30 protein-coding genes and 1 other annotated feature are annotated in these 25,305 nt (G+C 44.0%); of the genes, 25 read left to right on the top strand and 5 right to left on the bottom strand.

Going from position 1 to position 25,305, the window contains the following annotated elements; translation table 11 throughout:
- The first annotated feature begins 3 nt into the window (after positions 1-3).
- The 15 genes from CW370_RS14375 (at position 4) to rpmA (ending at position 11,728) form a co-directional block, all read left to right on the top strand.
- Positions 4-1,296 (top strand): bifunctional folylpolyglutamate synthase/dihydrofolate synthase, encoded by a 1,293-nt coding sequence (locus tag CW370_RS14375; protein ID WP_024572907.1) that lies wholly within the window; start codon positions 4-6, stop codon positions 1,294-1,296.
- Positions 1,297-1,436: 140 nt separating this feature from the next.
- Entirely contained in the window at positions 1,437-2,183 is a 747-nt protein-coding gene (locus CW370_RS14370) for a prepilin peptidase (RefSeq protein WP_029946084.1), read from the top strand.
- 133 nt (positions 2,184-2,316) lie between these two features.
- Positions 2,317-3,315, top strand: a complete 999-nt coding sequence (gene spoIIB, locus CW370_RS14365) for a stage II sporulation protein SpoIIB (protein ID WP_024572905.1) — start codon at positions 2,317-2,319, stop codon at positions 3,313-3,315.
- Between the two features lie 152 nt (positions 3,316-3,467).
- Positions 3,468-4,037, top strand: coding sequence for a Maf family nucleotide pyrophosphatase (locus tag CW370_RS14360; RefSeq protein ID WP_024572904.1), 570 nt, complete (start codon positions 3,468-3,470; stop codon positions 4,035-4,037).
- A 36-nt stretch (positions 4,038-4,073) separates the two neighbouring features.
- Entirely contained in the window at positions 4,074-4,769 is a 696-nt protein-coding gene (gene radC / locus CW370_RS14355) for a RadC family protein (RefSeq protein WP_003246034.1), read from the top strand.
- Positions 4,770-4,860: 91 nt separating this feature from the next.
- Positions 4,861-5,874 (top strand): cell shape-determining protein MreB, encoded by a 1,014-nt coding sequence (mreB, locus tag CW370_RS14350; RefSeq protein WP_003229650.1) that lies wholly within the window; start codon positions 4,861-4,863, stop codon positions 5,872-5,874.
- 30 nt (positions 5,875-5,904) lie between these two features.
- Positions 5,905-6,777: a rod shape-determining protein MreC gene (gene mreC, locus CW370_RS14345; RefSeq protein ID WP_003222609.1), complete on the top strand. Its 873-nt coding sequence runs from the start codon at positions 5,905-5,907 to the stop codon at positions 6,775-6,777.
- Positions 6,774-7,292, top strand: coding sequence for a rod shape-determining protein MreD (mreD, locus tag CW370_RS14340; protein WP_004398811.1), 519 nt, complete (start codon positions 6,774-6,776; stop codon positions 7,290-7,292). The genes mreC and mreD overlap by 4 nt, the downstream gene beginning before the upstream one ends.
- A gap of 52 nt (positions 7,293-7,344) precedes the next feature.
- Positions 7,345-8,025, top strand: a complete 681-nt coding sequence (gene minC / locus CW370_RS14335) for a septum site-determining protein MinC (RefSeq protein ID WP_024572735.1) — start codon at positions 7,345-7,347, stop codon at positions 8,023-8,025.
- Position 8,026: 1 nt separating this feature from the next.
- Positions 8,027-8,833, top strand: a complete 807-nt coding sequence (gene minD / locus CW370_RS14330; RefSeq protein WP_004398624.1) for a septum site-determining protein MinD — start codon at positions 8,027-8,029, stop codon at positions 8,831-8,833.
- A gap of 148 nt (positions 8,834-8,981) precedes the next feature.
- Positions 8,982-9,776, top strand: a complete 795-nt coding sequence (gene spoIVFA, locus CW370_RS14325) for a stage IV sporulation protein SpoIVFA (RefSeq protein WP_024572736.1) — start codon at positions 8,982-8,984, stop codon at positions 9,774-9,776.
- Complete coding sequence (gene spoIVFB, locus CW370_RS14320) at positions 9,769-10,635, top strand: stage IV sporulation intramembrane metalloprotease SpoIVFB (protein WP_024572737.1); 867 nt, start codon at positions 9,769-9,771, stop codon at positions 10,633-10,635. Before spoIVFA ends, spoIVFB begins: the two co-directional genes overlap by 8 nt.
- A gap of 57 nt (positions 10,636-10,692) precedes the next feature.
- Positions 10,693-10,768, top strand: a sequence feature (ribosomal protein L21 leader region).
- A 13-nt stretch (positions 10,769-10,781) separates the two neighbouring features.
- Positions 10,782-11,090 (top strand): 50S ribosomal protein L21, encoded by a 309-nt coding sequence (rplU, locus tag CW370_RS14315; RefSeq protein WP_003229668.1) that lies wholly within the window; start codon positions 10,782-10,784, stop codon positions 11,088-11,090.
- A 2-nt stretch (positions 11,091-11,092) separates the two neighbouring features.
- The gene (locus tag CW370_RS14310) at positions 11,093-11,431 is read left to right on the top strand and encodes a ribosomal-processing cysteine protease Prp (RefSeq protein WP_003229669.1); all 339 of its coding nucleotides are present in this window, start codon (positions 11,093-11,095) and stop codon (positions 11,429-11,431) included.
- 12 nt (positions 11,432-11,443) lie between these two features.
- Entirely contained in the window at positions 11,444-11,728 is a 285-nt protein-coding gene (gene rpmA / locus CW370_RS14305; protein WP_003222623.1) for a 50S ribosomal protein L27, read from the top strand.
- A gap of 120 nt (positions 11,729-11,848) precedes the next feature.
- Here the strand turns inward: rpmA and CW370_RS21320 are convergent, their stop codons facing one another.
- Positions 11,849-11,971 carry a hypothetical protein gene (locus tag CW370_RS21320; RefSeq protein WP_003229671.1) on the bottom strand — a complete coding sequence of 41 codons (123 nt, stop codon included), beginning with the start codon at positions 11,969-11,971 and terminating at the stop codon, positions 11,849-11,851.
- 77 nt (positions 11,972-12,048) lie between these two features.
- On the opposite strand from CW370_RS21320, the gene spo0B reads away from it, so the two are divergent.
- Genes spo0B through pheA form a run of 4 tightly spaced genes read left to right on the top strand, consistent with a single transcriptional unit; the run spans position 12,049 to position 15,325 of the window.
- Entirely contained in the window at positions 12,049-12,627 is a 579-nt protein-coding gene (gene spo0B, locus CW370_RS14300; RefSeq protein ID WP_014480451.1) for a sporulation initiation phosphotransferase Sop0B, read from the top strand.
- A gap of 33 nt (positions 12,628-12,660) precedes the next feature.
- Positions 12,661-13,947 (top strand): GTPase ObgE, encoded by a 1,287-nt coding sequence (gene obgE / locus CW370_RS14295; RefSeq protein ID WP_029946085.1) that lies wholly within the window; start codon positions 12,661-12,663, stop codon positions 13,945-13,947.
- 60 nt (positions 13,948-14,007) lie between these two features.
- A complete protein-coding gene (gene thrR, locus CW370_RS14290) occupies positions 14,008-14,451 on the top strand; it encodes a transcriptional regulator ThrR (RefSeq protein WP_003222630.1) in 444 nt (147 codons plus the stop codon).
- Between the two features lie 16 nt (positions 14,452-14,467).
- Positions 14,468-15,325, top strand: a complete 858-nt coding sequence (gene pheA, locus CW370_RS14285; RefSeq protein WP_004398512.1) for a prephenate dehydratase — start codon at positions 14,468-14,470, stop codon at positions 15,323-15,325.
- A gap of 23 nt (positions 15,326-15,348) precedes the next feature.
- On the opposite strand, the gene CW370_RS14280 is transcribed toward pheA, so the two are convergent.
- Complete coding sequence (locus CW370_RS14280; protein WP_004398582.1) at positions 15,349-15,891, bottom strand: transcription repressor NadR; 543 nt, start codon at positions 15,889-15,891, stop codon at positions 15,349-15,351.
- The gene (nifS, locus tag CW370_RS14275; RefSeq protein WP_024572140.1) at positions 15,851-17,038 is read right to left on the bottom strand and encodes a cysteine desulfurase NifS; all 1,188 of its coding nucleotides are present in this window, start codon (positions 17,036-17,038) and stop codon (positions 15,851-15,853) included. The genes CW370_RS14280 and nifS overlap by 41 nt, the downstream gene beginning before the upstream one ends.
- 102 nt (positions 17,039-17,140) lie before the next feature.
- Between nifS and nadB the strand changes: the two genes are divergently transcribed.
- From nadB to CW370_RS14245, 6 genes are all read left to right on the top strand, one after another.
- On the top strand, positions 17,141-18,736 hold the full coding sequence (gene nadB, locus CW370_RS14270; protein ID WP_024572141.1) for an L-aspartate oxidase: 1,596 nt from the start codon (positions 17,141-17,143) through the stop codon (positions 18,734-18,736).
- The gene (gene nadC / locus CW370_RS14265) at positions 18,690-19,559 is read left to right on the top strand and encodes a carboxylating nicotinate-nucleotide diphosphorylase (RefSeq protein ID WP_024572142.1); all 870 of its coding nucleotides are present in this window, start codon (positions 18,690-18,692) and stop codon (positions 19,557-19,559) included. Before nadB ends, nadC begins: the two co-directional genes overlap by 47 nt.
- Positions 19,546-20,652 carry a quinolinate synthase NadA gene (gene nadA / locus CW370_RS14260; protein WP_024572143.1) on the top strand — a complete coding sequence of 369 codons (1,107 nt, stop codon included), beginning with the start codon at positions 19,546-19,548 and terminating at the stop codon, positions 20,650-20,652. Before nadC ends, nadA begins: the two co-directional genes overlap by 14 nt.
- A gap of 116 nt (positions 20,653-20,768) precedes the next feature.
- A complete protein-coding gene (gene safA / locus CW370_RS14255; RefSeq protein WP_029946089.1) occupies positions 20,769-21,932 on the top strand; it encodes a spore coat assembly protein SafA in 1,164 nt (387 codons plus the stop codon).
- A gap of 147 nt (positions 21,933-22,079) precedes the next feature.
- Positions 22,080-22,676, top strand: coding sequence for a spore germination protein SgpA (gene sgpA, locus CW370_RS14250; protein ID WP_015714450.1), 597 nt, complete (start codon positions 22,080-22,082; stop codon positions 22,674-22,676).
- Positions 22,677-22,778: 102 nt separating this feature from the next.
- The gene (locus CW370_RS14245) at positions 22,779-23,501 is read left to right on the top strand and encodes a YebC/PmpR family DNA-binding transcriptional regulator (RefSeq protein WP_015714449.1); all 723 of its coding nucleotides are present in this window, start codon (positions 22,779-22,781) and stop codon (positions 23,499-23,501) included.
- A 41-nt stretch (positions 23,502-23,542) separates the two neighbouring features.
- Here CW370_RS14245 and CW370_RS14240 read toward each other — a convergent pair whose 3' ends face one another.
- Together CW370_RS14240 and CW370_RS14235 are read right to left on the bottom strand one after the other, a co-directional pair.
- Positions 23,543-24,997, bottom strand: a complete 1,455-nt coding sequence (locus CW370_RS14240) for an alanine/glycine:cation symporter family protein (RefSeq protein ID WP_017696342.1) — start codon at positions 24,995-24,997, stop codon at positions 23,543-23,545.
- Between the two features lie 163 nt (positions 24,998-25,160).
- Positions 25,161-25,301 carry a hypothetical protein gene (locus CW370_RS14235; RefSeq protein WP_017696343.1) on the bottom strand — a complete coding sequence of 47 codons (141 nt, stop codon included), beginning with the start codon at positions 25,299-25,301 and terminating at the stop codon, positions 25,161-25,163.
- Positions 25,302-25,305 lie beyond the last annotated feature (4 nt).

Below are 25,305 nucleotides of genomic sequence, written 5' to 3'. Positions count from 1 at the left end.
TCATTGTTTACTGCATATCAAGATGCGCGCAGCTGGATTCACGGGAGGCTGAAATTCGGGGTGAAGCCCGGACTTGGCCGAATGAAACAGCTGATGGCGCGGTTAGGACATCCTGAAAAAAAAATCCGAGCGTTCCACGTCGCAGGAACAAACGGTAAAGGATCAACTGTCGCTTTTATCCGTTCTATGCTGCAGGAAGCCGGATATACGGTTGGAACATTTACATCGCCTTATATTATTACGTTTAATGAACGGATCAGCGTAAACGGGATACCGATTTCTGATGAGGAATGGACAGCACTCGTCAATCAAATGAAACCGCACGTTGAAGCCCTTGATCAAACGGAATACGGACAGCCGACAGAATTTGAAATTATGACAGCTTGTGCATTTTTATATTTTGCAGAGTTTCATAAGGTCGATTTTGTTATTTTTGAAACAGGTCTGGGCGGTAGATTCGATTCTACTAATGTGGTTGAACCGCTCTTAACTGTGATTACAAGCATCGGGCACGATCATATGAACATTTTGGGAAACACCATTGAAGAAATTGCAGGAGAAAAGGCCGGTATTATTAAAGAAGGTATTCCAATCGTTACAGCAGTTACCCAGCCGGAAGCTTTACAGGTCATCCGCCATGAAGCCGAACGGCATGCTGCGCCGTTCCAGTCATTGCATGATGCATGTGTTATTTTCAATGAAGAGGCTCTGCCTGCAGGAGAACAGTTTTCATTCAAAACGGAAGAGAAATGCTATGAAGATATTCGGACATCTCTGATTGGCACCCATCAAAGACAAAATGCTGCTTTGTCCATTTTGGCTGCGGAGTGGCTCAATAAGGAGAATATTGCCCATATCAGTGACGAAGCGTTAAGGAGCGGGCTTGTGAAGGCTGCTTGGCCGGGACGGTTAGAGCTTGTTCAGGAACATCCTCCGGTATATTTAGACGGTGCGCATAACGAAGAAGGTGTTGAAAAGCTGGCGGAAACGATGAAGCAGCGTTTCGCCAATTCACGCATTTCTGTGGTGTTTAGCGCGTTAAAGGACAAACCGTATCAGAACATGATTAAAAGACTGGAAACCATTGCTCATGCGATTCATTTTGCTTCTTTTGATTTCCCGCGTGCTTCTCTTGCAAAAGATCTCTATGATGCAAGTGAAATCAGCAATAAAAGCTGGAGTGAAGATCCAGACGATGTGATCAAATTCATAGAAAGTAAAAAGGCCTCAAATGAAATTGTGCTGATTACCGGATCTCTTTACTTTATTTCTGACATTCGAAAAAGGTTGAAATAAAAGGATCCGGCTCCGGCAGAATCAAAAAAAAGATTCTGCCGGTTTTTTTATGTGTAAAATTGAATATCCCCAATTGGAGCTCAGGATGCTCATTTTGCTACAATCCATACCAGAACTCAGTGAGTAAAGGTGTGTTGTCTATGCTATCCCTTCTTTTTATCTTCGGGCTTATCCTTGGTTCTTTTTACTATACGGCCGGGTGCCGTATCCCCTTACATCTATCTATTATTGCGCCCCGTTCATCATGCCCGTTTTGCCGGCGGACATTAACTCCTGCAGAATTAATTCCCATCCTGTCATTCCTATTTCAAAAAGGTAAATGTAAAAGCTGCGGGCATAGGATTTCTTTTATGTATCCCGCAGCAGAGCTTGTGACAGCGTGTTTATTTGCCGCCGCAGGAATACGCTTTGGCACGTCGCTGGAACTGTTTCCCGCTCTGGTGTTTATCTCTCTTCTCATTATTGTTGCAGTGACAGATATTCATTTTATGCTGATTCCAAATCGTATATTGATTTTCTTTCTTCCCTTTTTGGCGGCCGCGAGATTGATTTCTCCGCTTGATTCCTGGTATGCAGGCCTGTTAGGTGCGGCAGCCGGATTTCTATTTCTGGCTGTAATTGCCGCAATCACCCATGGGGGAGTAGGGGGAGGAGATATTAAATTATTTGTGGTGATTGGCTTTGTGCTTGGTGTGAAAATGCTGGCAGCTGCCTTTTTCTTTTCTGTTTTGATAGGTGCATTATATGGAGCGGCAGCCGTTCTGACTGGTAGACTCGCTAAAAGGCAGCCGCTTCCCTTTGCCCCCGCTATAGCCGCAGGGAGCATTTTAGCCTATTTATACGGTGACTCTATCATTTCTTTTTATATCAAAATGGCATTGGGCTGACTGCTGAAAAATTTGACGAACGTTTTTTGGACAAGGCGACAAAAGTCTTGTTCTTTTTTTCTTTGCCTGTGCTAAAGTGTGTAGCATGAAAAGCCGACAAGAACGGTCAAGCAAATGAAGGGAGGAAGCGGAATTGAAAAAAAGAAAGAATAAAAAAAACAGTAAAGCCGCAGAAAAAGCCCTCAAGGTGACGATTAATGGAAAAGAAGAGACGGTTTACGAACAAGAGACGCCTGAGACAGAGGCGGATAAAAGCATGACATTTTCAAATTGGGAGGAAAAAAGACAGGCAGAACAAGAGGTTGCGGCATCCCAGGAACATCCTGATGAAGATGAATTCAATTGGGATTCAGAGGAAGACAAGGTGTTTAAAGAGGACCCAAAAGTTGTTCCTCCTTTTCAAAAGAAAAAAACAAAGCTTTATGCAAAAGGAAAGACCGGGGCTGCCAAACCGGTAAAAAGAGTGGCCGCGACGATTGCCTTCGCGGCTGTCATTGGCACTGGATTAGGGCTATTCGCGTTAAACATATCGGGGAATAAAGAAGCGTCAGCACCGGCCTCTTTAGAGGATTCTCTAGGCAGCCAAACGGCAAAAGCAGGGGATACTTCAACTGATAAACAAACTTCAGGCACAGAAAAACAAGCGGCGCAAACTGAAGGTACATATAAAACATACGCTGTACAAGCCGGAAAATTTTCAAATGAAAAGGGTGCCGAAACGTTAACAGAACAATTGACCGAAAAAGGATATTCCGCCGTGTCACTGTCAAAGGATGACGGGTATACGTATGTCATCGCGGGCTTAGCCAGTGATAAGGATGTCTCACAGCAGTTAGGACAGGTTTTAATCGACAGTGATTTTGAAGCCTGGGGAGGCAAGGAGCTTTCCTTATCAATAGAGTCAGATATGACAGATTCTTTTAAGGAAACAGCGGAGCTTGCAGCAAAGGCGATTCTCGGCGAAGACATTACAAAAGCGAGTGTAGAGAAAATAGAAAAGTCTCTTGGTGAAACAAAAGCGTCAGAAACAGGAGAGAAAAAAGCGATTTTGCAGGCTTTAAAGGAATTAGAGGATCCAAGTGCTGAAGCCGGGTGGAAGGCTCAGCAGGAGCTGTTAGCCGTCGTAAAATAAGAGATAGTGCCCTGAGCCTTCGTCCTTTAGTGACAGGCTTTTTTTATTTTGTCATGAAAAAGTTATTTTTCTGAAATTGTGACAAGCCTCGTGATTTGGTAGGATAAACGAGTATCTTTTTTTCTTAAGCAAACCCTGAAAGGATGACGAACATGACAAAACCGCTAATACTTGCATCACAATCTCCGCGCAGGAAAGAACTCCTCGATCTTCTCCAGCTGCCCTACTCCATTATTGTCAGTGAAGTAGAAGAAAAATTAAATCGAAACTTTTCACCAGAAGAAAACGTCCAATGGTTGGCAAAACAAAAAGCTAAGGCTGTAGCTGATCTCCACCCGCATGCAATCGTTATCGGTGCTGATACAATGGTATGCCTTGACGGCGAATGTCTTGGCAAACCGCAGGATCAAGAAGAAGCTGCTTCTATGCTGCGGAGGCTTTCAGGCCGAAGTCACTCAGTAATAACCGCGGTCAGCATTCAAGCTGAAAATCACAGCGAGACTTTTTATGATAAGACAGAAGTTGTGTTTTGGTCCCTCAGTGAAGAAGAGATTTGGACGTATATTGAAACAAAAGAGCCGATGGATAAAGCAGGTGCATACGGCATCCAAGGAAGAGGCGCGCTTTTTGTAAAGAAAATAGACGGAGATTATTATTCAGTCATGGGCCTTCCTATATCAAAAACAATGAGAGCTCTTCGCCATTTTGATATAAGGGCATGACGGTTCTATAAACGGGAAGGGAAAGAAAAGGAGTGCTTGGTCATACACGATCTGCCATTAAAACTCAAAGATTTCCCAATGAAAGAAAAGCCAAGAGAACGGCTCCTGAAAGTCGGAGCCGAGAACTTAGCGAATCATGAACTTTTGGCTATATTATTGCGGACAGGGACTAAACACGAATCTGTTTTGGACCTGTCAAACAGGCTGCTGCGCTCATTTGACGGGCTGCGCCTGCTCAAGGAAGCATCGGTTGAAGAGCTGTCAAGCATCCCGGGAATCGGTATGGTAAAAGCGATTCAAATACTGGCTGCAGTTGAGCTTGGAAGCCGGATTCATAAATTAGCCAACGAAGAACATTTCGTTATTCGCTCCCCGGAAGACGGCGCTAATCTTGTCATGGAGGATATGCGCTTTTTAACCCAGGAGCATTTTGTCTGTTTATACTTAAATACAAAAAATCAAGTCATCCATAAACGCACCGTATTTATCGGAAGCCTGAATTCATCTATTGTCCACCCGCGAGAGGTGTTTAAAGAAGCGTTTAAACGATCTGCCGCTTCCTTTATCTGTGTTCATAATCATCCTTCTGGAGATCCGACGCCGAGCAGGGAAGATATTGAAGTGACAAGACGGCTGTTTGAATGCGGAAACCTGATTGGCATCGAGCTGCTTGACCATTTGGTGATCGGGGATAAAAAATTTGTGAGTTTAAAGGAAAAAGGATATTTGTAACACTTTTTTTTTCGTCGAATTAAGCTATAATAGAGTTTATGAGTTTTTCCCATTAGGGTATTTTTGCTTTAAGAAAGGAAGATACATACATATGTTTGGAATTGGTGCTAGAGACCTTGGTATAGATCTTGGAACTGCGAATACGCTTGTTTTTGTAAAAGGAAAAGGAATCGTTGTGAGAGAGCCGTCAGTTGTCGCTTTGCAGACGGATACGAAATCGATTGTCGCTGTCGGAAATGATGCGAAAAATATGATTGGACGGACACCGGGCAACGTGGTGGCTCTTCGCCCGATGAAAGACGGCGTTATCGCTGATTATGAAACAACGGCGACGATGATGAAATATTACATCAATCAAGCCATAAAAAATAAAGGCATGTTTGCCAGAAAACCATATGTAATGGTATGTGTCCCATCAGGCATTACAGCTGTTGAAGAACGCGCTGTTATCGATGCGACAAGACAGGCGGGAGCGCGTGACGCGTATCCGATTGAAGAGCCTTTTGCCGCAGCAATCGGGGCCAATCTGCCAGTTTGGGAACCGACTGGAAGCATGGTTGTTGATATCGGGGGCGGTACGACAGAAGTTGCGATTATTTCCCTCGGAGGCATCGTAACGTCTCAGTCAATCCGTGTAGCCGGTGATGAGATGGATGACGCGATTATCAACTACATCAGAAAAACGTACAATCTGATGATCGGTGACCGTACGGCTGAAGCGATTAAAATGGAAATCGGATCTGCAGAAGCTCCTGAAGAATCCGACAACATGGAAATCCGCGGACGCGATTTGCTGACAGGTCTGCCGAAAACAATTGAAATTACAGGAAAAGAGATTTCTAATGCTCTACGCGACACTGTATCTACAATTGTCGAAGCAGTGAAGAGCACACTCGAAAAAACACCGCCTGAGCTTGCAGCAGATATCATGGACAGAGGTATAGTGTTAACCGGCGGCGGAGCGCTTTTGCGCAATTTGGACAAAGTCATCAGCGAAGAAACAAAAATGCCGGTCCTTATCGCCGAAGATCCGCTTGATTGTGTAGCGATCGGAACAGGGAAAGCACTGGAGCACATCCATCTTTTCAAAGGGAAAACTAGATAATCGGGAGTTCAATAGAAGAGGTGTAACACGATGCCGAATAAGCGGTTAATGCTATTACTTCTGTGTATTATCATATTGGTGGCTATGATTGGATTTTCGCTGAAGGGCGGCCGCAATACCACCTGGCCTGAGAAAGTGATCGGCGATACGACGGGAGTATTTCAAAATATTTTTCATACGCCTGCCGAATTTTTTGCAGGAATATTTGAGAACATCAATGATTTAAAAAACACATACAAAGAAAACGAGCGTCTAAGAGAAAAACTTGACGGACAGACACAATATGAAGCCAAGCTTCAAGAGCTTGAAGAAGAAAACAAATCCTTGCGTGACGAGCTTGGCCATGTCAAATCGATTAAAGATTACAAGCCGATTTTAGCAACGGTCATCGCCAGAAGCCCTGATAATTGGGCCAAACAGGTCACCATTAACAAGGGGACTCAGCAAAACGTAGCGAAAGATATGGCCGTTACAAACGAAAAAGGCGCATTAATTGGCAAGATCAAAAGTTCCGGACTTAACAATTTTACGTCTACTGTTCAGCTTTTAAGCGATACTGACCGCAATAACAGAGTCGCGACAAAAATTTCCGGAAAAAAAGGCAGCAAAGGCTACGGCTTGATCGAAGGATATGACAAAGAGAAAAAACGTCTTAAGATGACAATTATTGAGCGTAAGGATAAACAAGACGTGAAAAAAGGCGATCTTATTGAAACATCAGGGACAGGCGGTGTTTTCCCAGAAGGGCTGACAATCGGTGAAGTGACTGATATCGAGTCAGATTCCTATGGATTAACGAAGGTTGCTTATGTAAAACCCGCGGCTGACCTTACAGATTTAAATAATGTGATCGTTGTTAACCGTGACGTGCCGACTGTCGATACAGAGGAGGAAGGATCGTGAAACGTTTCCTTCTCCCTTTCGTTATGATGCTTGTTTTTTCTGCGGAAAGCATTTTTACAGATTTGGTGCATTTTCCTTTCGTTACAGATGACCAAGTGCTCGCCCCGCGTTTTTTGATGCTTGTATTGATATTCATGTCGGCTTTTATCAACCAAAAACACGCGATGATTTACGGATTTATTTTTGGTTTTCTATATGACATGAACTATACAAGTCTATTAGGCGTTTACATGTTTGGTTTTGCAGGGCTATGCTATTTGGCTTCAAAAGCGTTTAAAGTGTTGCATACAAACGCATTTGTAGTGATATTGATAGCAGTTCTGGCTGTCTGTCTGCTCGAATTTTACGTATTCGGCATTCAGTCTTTGATTCATAAAGACATTATGACGTTTAACGGATTTGTGCTTGACCGGTTTATACCGACAATTTTATTAAATATTGCAGCAGCTCTTATTCTTGTTCTGCCATTTAGATTGTTTTTTATGAGTCTAAAGAAAGAATTGAGAGATGAGTAAAAAGGATTTTATCTTTTTTTGACGAAATGAGTATGTTGTTGAGGTGAATATTGTGAAGACCAAAAAGCAGCAATATGTAACAATAAAAGGAACAAAGAATGGACTAACATTGCATCTGAATGATGCGTGTTCTTTTGATGAGCTTCTCGATGGTCTTCAGAATATGCTGTCAATTGAACAATATACCGATGGAAAAGGCCAGAAAATCAGTGTTCATGTTAAGCTGGGAAATCGCCTTTTATATAAGGAGCAAGAGGAACAGCTAACCGAATTGATTGCGTCAAAGAAAGATTTGTTTGTTCATTCTATTGACAGTGAAGTCATTACTAAAAAAGAAGCACAGCAGATAAGAGAGGAAGCCGAAATTATTTCTGTATCAAAAATTGTCCGTTCAGGCCAAGTGCTGCAGGTAAAAGGCGACTTGCTCCTGATTGGTGACGTGAATCCCGGCGGAACAGTCAGGGCCGGAGGGAACATTTTTGTTCTGGGCTCACTGAAAGGAATCGCGCATGCCGGGTTTAATGGAAATAATCAAGCGGTCATCGCCGCCTCTGAAATGCTTCCGACACAATTAAGAATCAATCATGTGTTAAATCGCTCCCCAGACCACATTCAAAAAGGGAACGAAATGGAATGTGCTTATTTAGATACAGACGGAAATATGGTCATTGAACGCCTTCAACATTTGGCTCATTTAAGACCTGATCTAACAAGGCTTGAGGGAGGAATGTGAATTGGGTGAGGCTATCGTAATAACTTCGGGAAAAGGCGGAGTAGGTAAGACAACAACATCTGCGAACCTCGGTACCGCCTTAGCCATTTTAGGGAAGCGCGTATGCTTAGTAGATACTGATATAGGACTGCGCAACCTTGATGTTGTAATGGGTCTTGAAAATAGAATTATTTACGATCTGGTAGACGTTGTAGAGGGCAGATGCAAAATGCATCAGGCGCTCGTAAAAGACAAACGTTTCGATGATCTGCTCTATTTAATGCCCGCTGCTCAAACGAGCGATAAGACAGCTGTTGCTCCTGAACAAATTAAAAACATGGTCCAAGAGCTCAAACAGGAATTTGACTATGTCATCATAGACTGTCCTGCCGGAATCGAGCAAGGGTACAAAAATGCCGTTTCCGGAGCTGATAAAGCGATTGTGGTCACTACGCCTGAAATCTCAGCTGTTCGTGATGCTGACCGTATTATAGGACTGCTGGAGCAAGAGGAAAATATTGAACCGCCGCGGCTCGTTGTTAACAGAATCAGAAATCACCTGATGAAAAACGGTGACACGATGGATATCGACGAAATCGTACAGCATCTGTCGATCGATTTGCTCGGAATCGTGGCTGATGATGATGAAGTCATTAAAGCTTCCAATCATGGCGAACCGATTGCGATGGACCCTAAAAACCGGGCTTCCATTGCATATCGCAATATTGCCCGCCGCATCTTAGGTGAATCTGTTCCTTTACAGGTGCTTGAAGAGCAAAACAAAGGAATGATGGCTAAGATTAAGTCATTTTTCGGAGTAAGATCTTAATGTGATAGAATCAAAGAGAAGAATCTGACAAAGCATATGCTGTGTCAGGTTTTTTTGTTTTTGCCTGCTTTGTTCTTGACTAAACCGAATATTTGCCATGGACAAGACATATGATGTACAAACCCAACGAATGCAAAGGATGATGGCAATGAGTCACAGAGCAGATGAAATCAGAAAACGATTAGAGAAAAGAAGAAAGCAGCTTTCCAGCTCAAAGCGTTTCTCTACTCAGACAGTTTCTGAAAAGCAGAAACCCCCGTCCTGGGTGATGGTAACGGATCAGGAAAAACATGGAACACTTCCGGTTTATGAAGATAACATGCCAACATTCAACGGAAAACACCCATTGGTGAAAACAGATTCAATTATCCTGAAATGTCTTCTGTCGGCCTGCCTTGTTCTCGTTTCAGCTATAGCCTATAAAACAAACATTGGACCCGTCAGTCAGATTAAACCCGCTGTAGCCAAAACCTTTGAAACTGAATTTCAATTTGCCTCAGCAAGCCATTGGTTCGAAACCAAATTCGGAAATCCGCTTGCTTTCCTGGCTCCTGAACACAAAAATAAGGAACAGCAGATTGAAGTAGGCAAAGATCTGATCGCGCCTGCATCCGGGAAAGTACAGCAGGATTTTCAGGACAATGGGGAAGGAATTAAAGTCGAAACAAGCAGCGATAAGATTGATAGTGTAAAAGAAGGCTATGTGGTTGAAGTCAGCAAAGACAGCCAGACGGGACTGACGGTTAAGGTGCAGCATGCTGACAACACCTATAGTATCTATGGCGAGCTCAAAGATGTGGATGTTGCTTTATATGATTTTGTGGATAAAGGCAAAAAGCTCGGTTCGATTAAGCTTGATGATCATAATAAAGGGGTCTATTATTTTGCCATGAAAGACGGCGATAAATTTATTGATCCGATTCAGGTGATTTCATTTGAATAAATGGCTCGACCTTATCTTAAAGATCCATGTGCATCCTTTTCTTTGGATTATCGCGGCGCTGGGCTTGCTCACAGGCCATATGAAAGCATTATTTTGTCTGCTCCTGATTGTATTGATTCATGAGCTGGGGCATGCTGCTCTGGCTGTGTTTTTTTCTTGGAGAATCAAGCGTGTTTTTTTGCTGCCGTTTGGTGGAACGGTCGAAGTGGAAGAGCACGGGAATCGGCCGTTAAAGGAAGAGTTTGCGGTCATTATTGCCGGCCCTCTTCAGCACATCTGGCTTCAGTTTGCCGCCTGGATGCTTGCAGAAGTCTCAGTGATTCATCAGCATACCTTTGAACTCTTCACCTTTTATAATCTTTCTATCTTATTTGTCAATTTACTGCCGATCTGGCCGCTGGATGGAGGAAAACTGTTATTTTTGTTGTTTTCCAAACAGCTGCCTTTTCAAAAGGCTCACCGGCTTAATCTAAAAACGTCGCTCTGCTTCTGCCTGTTGCTCGGGTGCTGGGTTTTATTCGTGATTCCTCTGCAAATCAGCGCATGGGTTTTGTTTGTCTTTCTGGCTGTTTCCTTATTTGAGGAATATCGGCAAAGGCACTATACCCATGTGAGATTTCTCCTCGAAAGGTATTACGGAAAAAACAGGGAGCTTGAGAAACTTCTGCCGCTGACAGTAAAGGCGGAGGATAAAGTCTATCATGTGATGGCCGAGTTCAAACGTGGCTGTAAGCATCCGATTATTATAGAAAAATCAGGCCAAAAGCTCAGCCAGCTTGACGAGAATGAAGTGCTGCACGCTTACTTTGCCGATAAGCGGACGAATTCTTCCATGGAGGAACTGCTTCTGCCCTACTAAAACTGATTGACAAACGCCTTGTATTTTGGTATATTTTTTAATGTTATGGATGTAGCACCATTGCTACAACCGCTCAGTACAGGTGTTAAGAGCTTTTACAGCCCCCTGGTATCTGGCGAGTCTTAGTCTAATAGGAGGTGCAGAGAATGTACGCAATCATTAAAACAGGCGGTAAACAAATCAAAGTTGAAGAAGGCCAAACTGTTTACATCGAAAAACTTGCTGCTGAAGCAGGTGAAACAGTTACTTTTGAAGACGTTTTGTTTGTTGGCGGAGACAACGTGAAAGTCGGCAACCCTACAGTTGAAGGCGCAACAGTAACGGCTAAAGTTGAAAAACAAGGCCGCGCGAAAAAAATCACTGTTTTCAGATACAAACCAAAGAAAAACGTTCATAAAAAACAAGGTCATCGTCAGCCTTACACTAAAGTGACGATCGAAAAAATCAACGCGTAAGCATGATTCAGGCAACAATCAGAAGGTCTCATGATAAAGGCATATTGTCTTTTGAAATGACGGGCCATGCGAATTTTGCTGAACATGGACAAGATCTTGTTTGTGCCGGAGTGACAGCCGTTGTGTTTGGAGCCGTTAACGCGGTCATTGTGCTCGCGGGCTTCGAGCCGCTTCTTGATATAGGGGAGGACGGGGGTTATTTTTATTTTGAATTCCCTGAATCTCTTGATCCAGAGGCACGCCAAAAAGCTCAGCTGCTGATTGAAGGCATGATTGTTTCGCTGGAGACAATCGAACGGGATTACAAAGACAACTTGCGTGTGACCACAAACATAATATAGGAGGTGAGCTACATGCTTAGATTAGATCTTCAGTTTTTCGCTTCTAAAAAAGGAGTAGGTTCTACAAAGAACGGACGTGACTCTGAGGCTAAACGTTTAGGTGCTAAACGTGCTGACGGTCAATTCGTAACAGGCGGTTCTATCCTTTACCGTCAACGCGGAACAAAAATTTACCCAGGTGAAAACGTGGGCCGCGGCGGAGATGACACTCTATTTGCGAAAATCGACGGAACTGTTAAATTCGAACGTTTCGGCCGTGACCGCAAAAAAGTGAGCGTATATCCTGTAGCTCAATAATGATTCAAAAAACTCCGGTCGATGATGACTGGAGTTTTTTTTGCAATATGCGGAGTAAACACCTAGAATGAAATGCAGAGTATGTGCGAGCAGACCCCGCCAAGAATGAGAATAAACATCTCAAACCCACTGGATATGTTCCCCAAGCAGTAATACATAAAATGTTCTGCCTGGCTGCAAATCAACCAAAGCCAGAAAAAAGGAACATGATATTTCTGGGAAAAACAATTGTTTTTCTAACAAAGCCTTCTCTGTTATAATTCATAATACACACTTATACAGACTCCTAAATAAGAAATTAAATGATTGGGAGTGCGAAAATGAAGGATGTTTCAAAAAATCAAGAAGAAAATATAAGCGACACGGCATTAACAAACGAACTGATTCATCTGCTTGGCCATTCCCGGCATGATTGGATGAATAAGCTGCAGCTGATTAAAGGAAACTTAAGCTTGCAGAAGTATGACCGCGTCTTTGAAATGATTGAAGAAATGGTTATAGACGCAAAGCACGAATCAAAGCTCTCAAACCTGAAAACACCGCATTTGGCGTTTGATTTTCTTACGTTTAATTGGAAAACCCATTATATGACGCTTGAATATGAAGTTCTCGGAGAAATTAAGGATTTGTCGGCTTATGATCAAAAGCTGGCGAAACTGATGAGAAAGCTGTTTCATCTGTTTGATCAAGCAGTTAGCAGAGAGAGTGAAAATCATTTAACGGTTTCGCTTCAAACAGATCATCCTGACAGACAGCTGATTCTGTACCTTGATTTTCACGGCGCCTTTGCCGATCCATCTGCTTTTGATGATATTCGGCAGAATGGATATGAGGACATTGACATCATGCGTTTTGAAATCACGAGTCACGAATGTTTGATTGAAATAGGGTTGGACTAGCGGAGTTTTTAACGGTTTAGAACGGAGGACATTATGTTTGTAGATCAGGTCAAAGTATATGTAAAAGGCGGCGACGGCGGCAACGGTATGGTTGCGTTTCGCCGTGAAAAATATGTGCCGAAAGGCGGCCCTGCCGGCGGTGACGGAGGAAAGGGAGGAGACGTCGTTTTTGAAGTAGATGAAGGTCTCCGCACCCTGATGGATTTTAGATACAAAAAACACTTTAAAGCGATTCGCGGCGAGCATGGCATGTCCAAAAACCAGCACGGACGAAATGCTGATGATATGGTCATTAAAGTTCCGCCGGGCACCGTTGTGACAGACGATGATACGAAACAGGTCATCGCTGATTTAACAGAGCACGGACAGCGGGCTGTCATTGCAAGAGGCGGAAGAGGCGGAAGAGGAAATAGCCGCTTTGCTACACCGGCTAATCCCGCGCCTCAGCTTTCAGAAAACGGCGAGCCGGGAAAAGAACGCTACATTGTTCTTGAATTAAAAGTGCTTGCAGATGTCGGACTTGTCGGGTTCCCGAGTGTGGGAAAATCTACTTTGCTGTCTGTTGTCTCATCTGCAAAACCGAAAATTGCGGACTATCACTTTACAACGCTTGTCCCGAATCTCGGCATGGTTGAAACGGATGACGGACGCAGCTTTGTCATGGCTGATTTGCCAGGACTGATTGAAGGCGCACACCAAGGCGTCGGACTTGGCCACCAGTTTTTGCGTCATATTGAACGGACGAGGGTTATTGTTCACGTCATTGACATGTCGGGCTTAGAGGGCCGCGATCCGTATGAGGATTATCTTACGATTAACCAGGAGCTGAGCGAGTACAATCTGCGTCTCACTGAGCGTCCGCAAATTATCGTTGCAAATAAAATGGACATGCCGGAGGCTGCGGTAAATCTCGAAGCCTTTAAAGAAAAGCTGACGGATGATTATCCGGTATTCCCGATCAGTGCGGTGACAAGAGAAGGTCTGCGTGAGCTTCTGTTTGAAGTCGCCAATCAGCTTGAAAACACACCGGAGTTCCCGCTGTATGACGAGGAAGAGCTTACACAAAACCGTGTCATGTACACGATGGAAAATGAAGAAGTGCCATTTAACATTACACGCGATCCAGACGGTGTATTTGTGCTTTCAGGAGACAGCCTTGAGCGGTTATTCAAGATGACTGATTTCTCACGTGATGAATCGGTTAAACGGTTTGCAAGACAGATGCGCGGAATGGGTGTTGATGAAGCACTCAGAGAACGCGGAGCCAAGGATGGAGATATAATCAGGCTTCTGGAATTTGAATTTGAATTTATTGATTAATGAATGTTGGCTGAAAAGAGAGCCTGGTGTCAGGCTCTCTATTTTAAAGGGGGGATGCAAATGAAAGAGGAGACATTTTATCTTGTCCGTGAAGATGTATTGCCCGATGCAATGAGAAAAACATTGGAAGTCAAAAAGCTGCTTGATCGAAAAAAAGCAGATTCAGTAGCAGATGCCGTTCAAAAGGTCGATTTAAGCAGAAGTGCGTTTTATAAATACAGGGATGCTGTTTTTCCATTCTACACCATGGTAAAAGAACAAATTATCACACTTTTCTTTCATTTAGAGGATAGGTCAGGTGCGTTATCTCAGCTTCTTCAGGCGGTAGCTGATTCTGGAAGCAACGTTCTTTCCATTCATCAGACCATTCCGCTTCAAGGCAGAGCAAATGTGACACTGTCTATCAGTACGTCGGCAATGGAAGAAGACATTCATACATTAATGAATAAGCTCAGGAAGTTTGATTTTGTAGAAAAAGTTGAAATATTAGGTTCAGGTGCATAAGGGAGAGAAAATCGTCATGAAAGTCGGTTATTTAGGTCCAGCAGCTACATTTACACATCTAGCAGTCAGTTCTTGTTTTCAAAACGGCGCCGAACATGTTGCTTACCGCACCATTCCGGAGTGTATAGATGCAGCCGTTGCAGGCGAAGTTGATTTTGCTTTTGTTCCTTTGGAAAATGCATTAGAAGGATCTGTTAATCTAACAATAGACTATTTAATACATGAACAGCCCTTGCCAATCGTGGGTGAAATGACGTTGCCGATTCATCAGCACTTGCTCGTCCATCCCTCAAGAGAGAATGCATGGAAAGAGCTCGACAAAATTTACTCGCATTCACACGCGATTGCGCAATGCCATAAATTTCTCCATCGACATTTTCCTTCCGTTCCATATGAATACGCCAATTCTACCGGGGCGGCAGCAAAGTTTGTCAGTGACCATCCCGAGCTGAATATCGGGGTCATTGCCAATGATATGGCAGCTTCTACATACGAATTAAAAATCGTGAAACGGGATATACAGGATTATAGGGACAATCATACAAGATTTGTTATTCTGTCTCCTGATGAAAACATATCTTTTGAAGTGAATTCAAAATTGAGCTCTAGGCCCAAAACGACCTTAATGGTCATGCTGCCGCAGGATGATCAGTCCGGGGCGCTGCATAGAGTGCTGTCTGCATTTTCTTGGAGAAATTTAAACCTGTCAAAAATTGAGTCACGTCCGACTAAAACCGGATTAGGCCATTATTTCTTTATTATTGATATTGAAAAAGCGTTTGATGATGTATTGATTCCAGGGGCCATGCAGGAGCTTGAAGCGCTCGGCTGCAAAGTGAGGCTTCTTGGTGCATACCAGTCTTACCAATTATAAAAAAGCCCACTAGAGGGCTTTTTTTAGTCTTTAATTAAAATGCCGGCTTCTTCGAGGGCTTGGCAGGCTTGATCGATGCGATGTTCATCAGGTGCTGTCAATGTATGCAGGTGCACGCCGTCGGTCAGCTGTGATAAGTAGGCAGCATTCGTAGAATTGATTTTTTTGATGAAATGGCTAACTTCTTTCCGGGTGCCTACTTGGATGGCTGCAGTTAAATCTCCATATACGGGATGCTCGATTTTTACGTCTTTTACTGTAACGCCTTCGTCGACGATGAGCTGCAGTTCCTCTTCTGTCCGTTCAGGACCGTGCAGACATGCTATGATTCTTTCTGCCTGCTGGTGCTGCTGAGCGGCTGCATCCATGTATACATATCCTTGGCTTGTGGCGATAATCGGTACATTTTTCGCTTTCAAGAGCGATATATCCTGTACAATAACCTGTCTTGAAACGTTCGCTTTTTTTGCGAGTTCTCCTCCTGTCAGCGGTGATTTAGATTCCTTCAGCCACAGAAGAAGCTGGTCACGCCTGTTGGCGCCCATTAGCTTTAATTCTTCGGTCAATATCAAATTCTCCTTTCTTTTGTTCCCAAAGCACTGTAAACGTATGTAATAACTGTTTCAGCTGTTCAGCTGTTGTATGCCTGCCAAAAGAGATGCGGATAAATTGCAGAGCTTCTTGTTCGGTTTTTCTTAATGCTTTCATTGTTTCAGACGGACCGTGGTAACCTGCAGAACAAGCGCTGCCGGTTGAAATGCAAATATTACTCCGATTACATTCTAACATAACATATTGTCCTTCAAATGAGTGAAAAAAACACCCTATAATATGCGGAAGACATTCTGCTTGCGAAGTGTCTGCCGCAAGGGTTACAGGGAGAGACCGAATACGGATTTGGTCTAGAAAGTATGTTCTTAATGCCTCATTGCGGGATATCTGTTTTTCCATTTCGCTTACGATCAATTCTGCAGCGGCAGTGAAGGCACCGATCCCGGGAACATTTACGGTGCCGGCTCTGAATCCGTATTCGTGAGTAGTCAGAGGATAAACGGGTTTCCAAGGGACATCCGGTCGGATATAGACCGCCCCTACTCCTTTAGGACCGTGGATTTTATGGCTGGACATTGAGAGTGCATCTACTCCCAGATTTTTTGTATTGATCGGGATCTTTCCAAACGTTTGAACAGCGTCGCAATGAAGAAGAATCCCCTTATTGTGCAGGTATGAAGACAGGCGTTGAATGGGCTGAATGATCCCGGTTTCAGAATTTGCATGCTGAATAGATACAAGGCCTGTATCCGGCCGGATATGGGCTAGTAATATTTCCTCGGTAATAAGCCCGTATTCATTCGGTTCAATGACTGTTACATCATACCCCTGCTGTTCCAAAAAAGCAGCGCAATTATGAATGGACTGATGCTCCATGGCAGTCGTAATAAAATGTCTTTTCGTTTTTGGCAGGCCGTTTAGCAATGATTGAATGGCCAGAAAATTGGATTCAGTGCCGCCGCTTGTAAAATAGATGCCGCTTGCTTCTCCGCCAATGATGTTGGCGATTTTTTCACGGCAGTACTCCAGTATGTGCTTTGCTTTTCCTCCTGCATCATGCAGGCTGCTGGCATTTCCGTACATATCCATACTAAGCTTCTGATATACAGTAAGGGCTTCCTCACAAATAGGCGTTGTTGCTGCATAATCTAAATAAATCATCCGGTCTTCCTCCATCCGTTCTCCATAAAAAACTCTTGAGTTTATTTTATCCTTGTGTAAATATAGGTGTCAAGACAGGTGTAAACAACAGGAGGATGGCATATGTCTAAAAAGACGATTGCAGTCATCGGTTCAGGGGCGGCGGCACTTTCCTTAGCTGCAGCTTTCCCGCCCTCATACGAAGTGACTGTTATCACAAAAAAAAGCGTCAAAAACAGCAATTCTGTCTATGCACAAGGCGGGATTGCTGCGGCCTATGCAAAAGATGACTCGATTGAAGCCCATCTGGAGGATACGTTATACGCAGGGTGCGGCCATAATAATCTAGCTATTGCAGCAGACGTATTACATGATGGAAAAATGATAGTTCAAAGCCTATTGGAGCGTGGATTTCCATTCGACCGCAATGAACGAGGCGGTGTTTGTCTTGGAAGAGAAGGGGCCCACTCATACAACCGTATATTTCATGCAGGCGGAGACGCAACAGGCAGGCTGCTTATCGATTATTTGCTCAAACGGATCAACAGCAAAATCAAGTTAATCGAGAATGAAACGGCAGCAGATTTGCTTATAGAGGACGGACGATGTATCGGCGTCATGACAAAAGACAGCAAAGGGCGGCTCAAGGTAAGGCACGCAGACGAAGTTGTGCTGGCTGCCGGCGGCTGTGGAAACCTGTTTCTTCACCATACGAATGATCCCACTGTCACAGCTGACGGTCTTTCTCTGGCTTACCGGGCCGGAGCGGAATTAACGGATTTGGAGTTTACTCAGTTTCACCCGACACTGCTTGTGAAAAATGGTGTTTCCTACGGGCTTGTTTCAGAAGCTGTCAGAGGGGAAGGCGGATGTTTAGTAGACGAAAACGGCCGCAGGATTATGGCTGAACGACATCCTTTAGGTGACCTCGCTCCAAGAGATATTGTCTCACGGGTTATTCACGAAGAAATGGCAAAAGGAAATCGCGTTTATATAGACTTCAGTGCGATTTCTGATTTTGAAACGCGTTTCCCTACCATCACCGCTATTTGTGAAAAAGCAGGGGTTGATATTCACAGCGGAAAAATTCCTGTTGCTCCGGGAATGCATTTCTTAATGGGAGGTGTTTCAGTTAATCGCTGGGGAGAAACGACAGTGCCGGGGCTTTATGCGATTGGCGAGACAGCATGCTCCGGTTTACATGGAGCAAACCGGCTTGCAAGCAATTCTTTATTGGAAGCGCTGGTATTTGGAAAAAGGGCAGCAGAGCATATTATCCAAAAACCGGTTTATAACAGGCAATATCAATCAGGGCTAGAAACCAGTGTCGTCTACGAGGTGCCGGATATAGAGGTGTATGAACTGCAAAGCAAAATGACAAGCCACATGTCTATTCTGCGGGAACAAAGCAGTTTGATTGAGCTTAGCATCTGGCTTCATACGCTGCCTTTTCAGGAAGTAAATGTGAAGGATATCACAATTCGGCAGATGGAACTTTCTCATTTATGGCAAACTGCAAAGCTGATGACGTTTTCTGCGCTTTTGCGGGAGGAAAGCAGAGGGGCTCACTTCCGCACCGATTTTCCTCATGCTGAGGTGAGCTGGCAAGGAAGACAAATTGTCCATACAAAAAAAGGAACGAAGATCAGAAAAAACGAGGGGATTTGGAACAATGAATCATTTACAGCTGAAAAAATTACTGAATCACTTTTTTCTTGAGGATATTGGGACAGGGGATCTTACATCGCAGTCTATTTTTGGAGAACAGAGCTGTGAAGCGGAGATTGTTGCAAAGTCAGAGGGTATTTTTGCAGGAGCAGCGATCATAAAAGAAGGCTTTTCGTTATTGGACGAAAATGTTCAAATCATTTTACACAAAAAAGATGGGGACATGTTGCATAAAGGTGAAGTGATTGCCGAGTTACACGGTCCCGCAGCTGCGCTCCTTTCAGGAGAGCGGGTCGTATTAAATCTTATTCAGAGGCTGTCAGGAATTGCGACAATGACAAGAGAGGCTGTTCGGTGTCTGGATGATGAACAGATTAAAATTTGTGACACGAGAAAAACAACACCGGGGCTCAGAATGCTGGAGAAATATGCTGTCAGAGCCGGCGGCGGGTATAATCATCGATTCGGTTTGTATGACGGCATCATGATTAAAGATAATCATATCGCAGCATGCGGCTCTATTTTAGAGGCATGCAAAAAAGCCCGTCAGGCCGCAGGGCACATGGTAAATATCGAGGTGGAAATTGAAACGGAGGGACAGCTGCGGGAAGCAATTGCAGCTGGCGCGGATGTTATTATGTTTGACAACTGTCCGCCTGATACGGTCCGTCATTTTGCAAAGCTCACACCGGATCATATAAAAACTGAAGCCTCCGGCGGGATTACGTTAGAATCTTTGCCTGCTTTTAAAGGGACGGGTGTGAATTATATTTCATTAGGATTTCTGACTCATTCCGTCAAAAGTTTAGATATCAGCATGGATGTTACGTTATCAAATGAATCTGTGGAGGAATGCCGTTATGTCAATTCTTGATGTGATCAAACAATCGAATGATATGATGCCCGAAAGTTATAAAGAACTATCGAGAAAGGATATGGAAACGCGCGTTGCCGCCATTAAGAAAAAGTTCGGCAGCAGTCTCTTTATACCAGGCCATCATTATCAAAAGGATGAAGTGATACAATTTGCTGACCAAACAGGCGACTCCCTGCAATTGGCCCAAGTAGCGGAAAAAAACAAAGAAGCGGATTATATCGTATTTTGCGGCGTTCACTTTATGGCAGAAACCGCCGATATGCTGACAAGCGAGCAGCAAACGGTCGTCCTGCCAGATATGAGAGCTGGATGTTCTATGGCTGACATGGCTGACATGCAGCAGACCAATAGGGCATGGAAGAAGCTTCAGCATATATTTGGAGATACGATCATACCTTTAACTTATGTGAACTCCACTGCGGAGATCAAGGCATTCGTCGGAAAGCATGGCGGAGCAACTGTGACTTCTTCGAATGCGAAAAAAGTGCTTGAATGGGCGTTTACACAGAAAAAAAGAATTTTATTTTTGCCTGATCAGCATTTAGGGAGAAATACGGCTTATGATCTGGGCGTTGCGCTTGAAGATATGGCTGTGTGGGACCCGATGAAAGATGAATTAGTAGCTGAATCCGGGCATACGAATGTGAAAGTGATTTTGTGGAAAGGGCATTGCTCTGTTCACGAGAAATTCACCACTAAAAATATCCATGATATGAGAGAGCGAGACCCCGACATTCAGATCATTGTGCACCCGGAATGCTCACACGAAGTCGTGACACTAAGCGATGATAACGGATCAACGAAATATATTATCGACACAATCAATCAGGCTCCGGCGGGAAGCAAGTGGGCAATCGGGACAGAAATGAATCTTGTTCAGCGGATCATTCACGAGCATCCAGATAAACAAATCGAATCACTCAACCCTGACATGTGCCCTTGCCTGACAATGAACCGAATTGATTTGCCGCATTTGTTGTGGTCGCTGGAACAAATTGAAAAAGGAGAACCTTCAGGCGTCATCAAGGTGCCAAAAGCCATTCAGGAAGATGCACTCCTTGCCCTGAATCGAATGCTTTCGATCACGTAGATCAGAAATATTTTCCCTTCCTTTACTCATAACTTCTTTTGTTCAGGCATATGTTGTGAAGAAACATATTGTAATCACAGCTGAACTGTTCACGTTTTGCATAGGAGGGGAAAACGTTGAAAATCCATATCGTTCAAAAAGGCGATTCGCTCTGGAAAATAGCTGAAAAGTACGGAGTCGATGTTGAGGAAGTGAAAAAACTCAATACACAGCTTAGTAATCCAGACTTAATCATGCCTGGAATGAAAATAAAAGTGCCGTCAGAAGGAGTCCCGGTCAGAAAAGAGCCAAAAGCGGGCAAAAGTCCTGCGGCCGGGAGTGTGAAGCAAGAACATCCATATGCGAAAGAGAAGCCTAAATCCGTTGTCGATGTAGAAGACACAAAGCCGAAAGAAAAGAAGTCCATGCCGTATGTCCCGCCGATGCCTAATTTGCAGGAAAATGTGTACCCTGAAGCTGATGTGAACGATTATTATGATATGAAACAGCTTTTCCAGCCTTGGTCGCCTCCTAAACCGGAGGAGCCGAAACAACATCATGACGGAAATATGGATCATATGTATCATATGCAAGACCAATTTCCACAACAGGAGGCTATGAGTAATATGGAAAATGCAAATTATCCGAATATGCCTAATATGCCAAAGGCGCCAGAGGTAGGCGGTATAGAAGAGGAAAACGTTCATCACACAGTTCCGAATATGCCGATGCCGGCTGTTCAGCCTTATTATCATTATCCGGCTCATTTCGTACCGTGTCCGGTGCCTGTTTCGCCAATTCTTCCAGGATCAGGATTATGCTATCCGTACTATCCGGCACAGGCTTTTCCAATGCATCCGATGCATGGATACCAGCCAGGCTTTGTATCGCCTCAGTATGACCCGGGTTATGAAAACCAGCATCATGAAAACAGCCATCACGGACATTACGGTTCATACGGTGCGCCGCAATACGCATCTCCGGCTTATGGATCTCCGTATGGACATATGCCGTATGGCCCTTATTACGGCACTCCCCAAGTAATGGGAGCATACCAGCCTGCTGCGGCTCATGGTTACATGCCATACAAAGATCATGACGACTGCGGCTGTGACGGTGATCATCAGCCATATTTCTCTGCACCTGGCCATTCGGGAATGGGAGCTTATGGAAGCCCTAATATGCCATATGGCACAGCTAACCCAAATCCAAACCCATATTCGGCAGGAGTTTCTATGCCAATGACGAATCAGCCTTCTGTAAACCAAATGTTTGGCCGGCCGGAAGAAGAAAATGAGTGATCGTTCGGAACGATGTAAATCGTTCCTTTTTTTGTTTTCAAGCAGATCACTGCCAAATGGAGAGAACTGACACGCTTAACATGGCCCCCATACGCACATGATAAAAGCGAGCAAACATGCTCAATTCGTCCACGGGGGGTTTTTCCATTGGGTAAAAAAATGACGATCGCTAGCCTGATTCTAATGACAGCCGGCTTAACAGCATGCGGAGCAAACGATAATGCTATGAATGATACGCGGAATAACGGCAATACCCGTCCAATCGGATATTATACAAATGAAAATGACGCCGATAGACAGGGAGACGGAATCGACCACGATGGTCCTGTTTCTGAATTAATGGAGGATCAGAACGACGGTAACCGAAACACCACGAATGTAAATAACCGTGACCGTGTTACTGCTGACGATCGTGTTCCTTTGGCAACTGACGGAACATATAACAACACGAATAACCGAAACATGAATCGGAATGCAGCGAACAACGGGTATGACAACCAAGAAAACAGAAGACTGGCTGCAAAAATTGCCAACCGTGTGAAACAAGTGAAAAACATCAATGACACACAAGTTATGGTATCGGATGACCGAGTAGTTATCGCAGTCAAAAGCCACAGAGAGTTCACAAAGTCTGACAGAGATAATGTCGTAAAAGCAGCGCGCAACTATGCAAATGGCCGTGACGTCCAAGTATCAACAGATAAAGGGCTGTTCAGAAAACTTCATAAAATGAACAACCGCTAGGAAGGAAGGGCTGCCGGAAGTGATATTCGGCAGCCTTTTTCTTTGCATCAGCGAACAATTCCCATTAAAGTGTACATAGAAAATGTAAAAGAAGGTGAAAACATGGCAGGCCATTCCAAGTGGAAAAACATTCAAAAAAGAAAAAATGCACAGGATGCAAAGCGCGGCAAAATATTTATGAAGCTGGCAAAAGAAATCTATGTGGCAGCGAAAGAAGGCGGAGCGGATCCAGAAGCAAATTCAGCATTGCGTCTTGTCATCGAAAAAGCAAAAGGCGCCAATATGCCGAATGAAAATATAGATCGAGCCATTAAAAAAGCTGCGGGAGGCCAAGATGGAAGCAGTTATGAAGAAATCACCTATGAAGGCTACGGCCCTTCAGGGATTGCCGTCATGGTTGAATGCGTAACAGATAATAAAAACCGAACGGCGTCAAATGTGCGGACAGCCTTTAATAAAAATGGCGGAAGTCTGGGAGAAAGCGGATGTGTAGCCTTTTTATTTGAACGAAAGGGTTTCATTACGATAGACCGTACTGAACGGCAAATAGAAGAAGATGAGCTCATGCTTGATGTGCTTGAAGCAGGAGGAGAAGAGCTGCGAATTGAAGAAGACCTATATGAGGTTTTCACAGAGCCTGAGCATTTTGAAGAGGTGAAAACAGCCCTCGAATCGAAATATCCAATTTCTTCGGCGGAGGTGACCATGCTTCCCAATACCTATGCAGAAGCCGATGATCAGGCTGTTGAGAAGCTGGAAACATTAATAGACATCCTTGAAGATGACGATGATGTTCAAGAAGTGTATACAAACTATCGCTCATAAAAAAACCGGCACGATGTTATATCGGGCCGGTTTTAGTATGTTCAGGAGACACGTTCACTATCATGAGTGTATTCTTTCTCCCAGAAATCAGCGTTTTTGATACCCAGCGCTTTTGGATCAAAGACCGGGTCTAAGCCCTGCTTCTTTTGGCGCTCATAATCCTTTAAAGCAAGAAGCGCCGGTTTGGCAAGCAGCACAATGGCAATGACGTTCAGCCATACCATAATGCCAAGCCCTGCATCCCCTAATGCCCAAGCAAGTGAAGCTGTTTTCACAGTACCATAGAACGTGGCGGCTAAAATAATCAGTTTTAAGCCAAGCATCGCCCATTTGCTTTCTCTGCCTCGTGCTAAATAGGCGATATTTGTTTCTGCGATGTAGTAATACGCCATAATTGTTGTAAAAGCGAAGAAGAATAAAGCGATGGCAACAAAGCCTGCACCGAATCCGGGAAGAACACTGTCAATTGCCGCTTGTGTGAAACCAGGTCCTGCTTCTACGCCTTTAAGCTGGTGAACGATAAAGGAACCATCTGCAGCCTGGGTATTGTACATGCCGGTAAACAAGATCATGAAAGCTGTAGCGGAACATACAAACAAGGTGTCAATATAAACAGAAAATGCCTGAACCAGTCCCTGCTTGACCGGATGAGAAACTTCTGCAGCAGCTGCCGGATGCGGGCCTGTTCCCTGGCCGGCTTCGTTTGAGTAAATGCCACGTTTAACGCCCCAGGAAATCGCCATGCCGATCAAGCCGCCAAAAGCGGAATCCAATGCAAAGGCGCTTTTGAATATTAATGAGAGCACAGCAGGTAATTCAGACACATTCATGACAATAATAATCAAAGACAGCAGGATATATCCAATGGCCATAAATGGAACAATCATTTGCGCCGCACTGGCAATTCGTTTGACGCCGCCAAAAATAATAAACCCTAATAATAAAACCAGACCGCACCCTGTGACGAAAGGAGAGATGCCGAATGCATTTTGGATCCCAGCCGCAATGGAGTTGGACTGTACGCCTGGCATTAGAAAGGCCATTGCAATAAGGGCAGCAGCGGCAAATAAGACGGCAAACCACTTAATGCCTAAGCCTTTTTCTATATAATAAGCAGGGCCGCCCCGATATTGACCGTCTTGTTTTACTTTGTAAATTTGAGCAAGTGTTGATTCTACAAAGGCACTCGCCGCCCCGATAAAGGCAATCGCCCACATCCAGAACACCGCACCGGGTCCGCCGAATGCAATTGCTGTCGCCACTCCCGCGATGTTTCCTGTGCCCACACGGCCGGACAGCGCAATCGATAACGCTTGGAAAGATGAAACGCCGGCTTCAGAGCTCTTGCCTTTGAACATCTGAACAATCATTTCTTTTAAATGTCGGACTTGTAAAAAACGGGTCATAATTGAAAAGGCGAATCCAATTCCCAATAAAATATAAATGACGGGCGTACTCCATAAGACCGCATTCAAACTAGCAACAAAATCTGCCATCAAGCTTCCCCCTCACTTCAAATTCGAATACATGTATAAAAAGGATTTTGGTCTAATCGAACTATTTCTACAATCGATTTGTCACATTATATGACCTGTAATTATCAATAAGAAGAGGAAGGGAAAAAGAAAAAACGCGGCGTATCGACTACGCTGCGTTTTTCTACAGAGGCAAACTTATGGCAATTGTTATAAAATCCTTCAGCAACAAATAGCCTAGTTCAGTCAAACCGTATATAAAGGATAAAGCAATCACAAAATGATTGAAATGCTTGTCATCATTTGTTCCGTTTATCTTATTCATGTTT

Origin of the sequence: Bacillus sp. SN32 (assembly GCF_002837495.1) — a bacterium.
Lineage (GTDB): Bacteria > Bacillota > Bacilli > Bacillales > Bacillaceae > Bacillus > Bacillus subtilis.
Note: the sequence above shows the minus strand (reverse complement) of the source record. Positions and strands in the feature narration are given on the sequence as shown.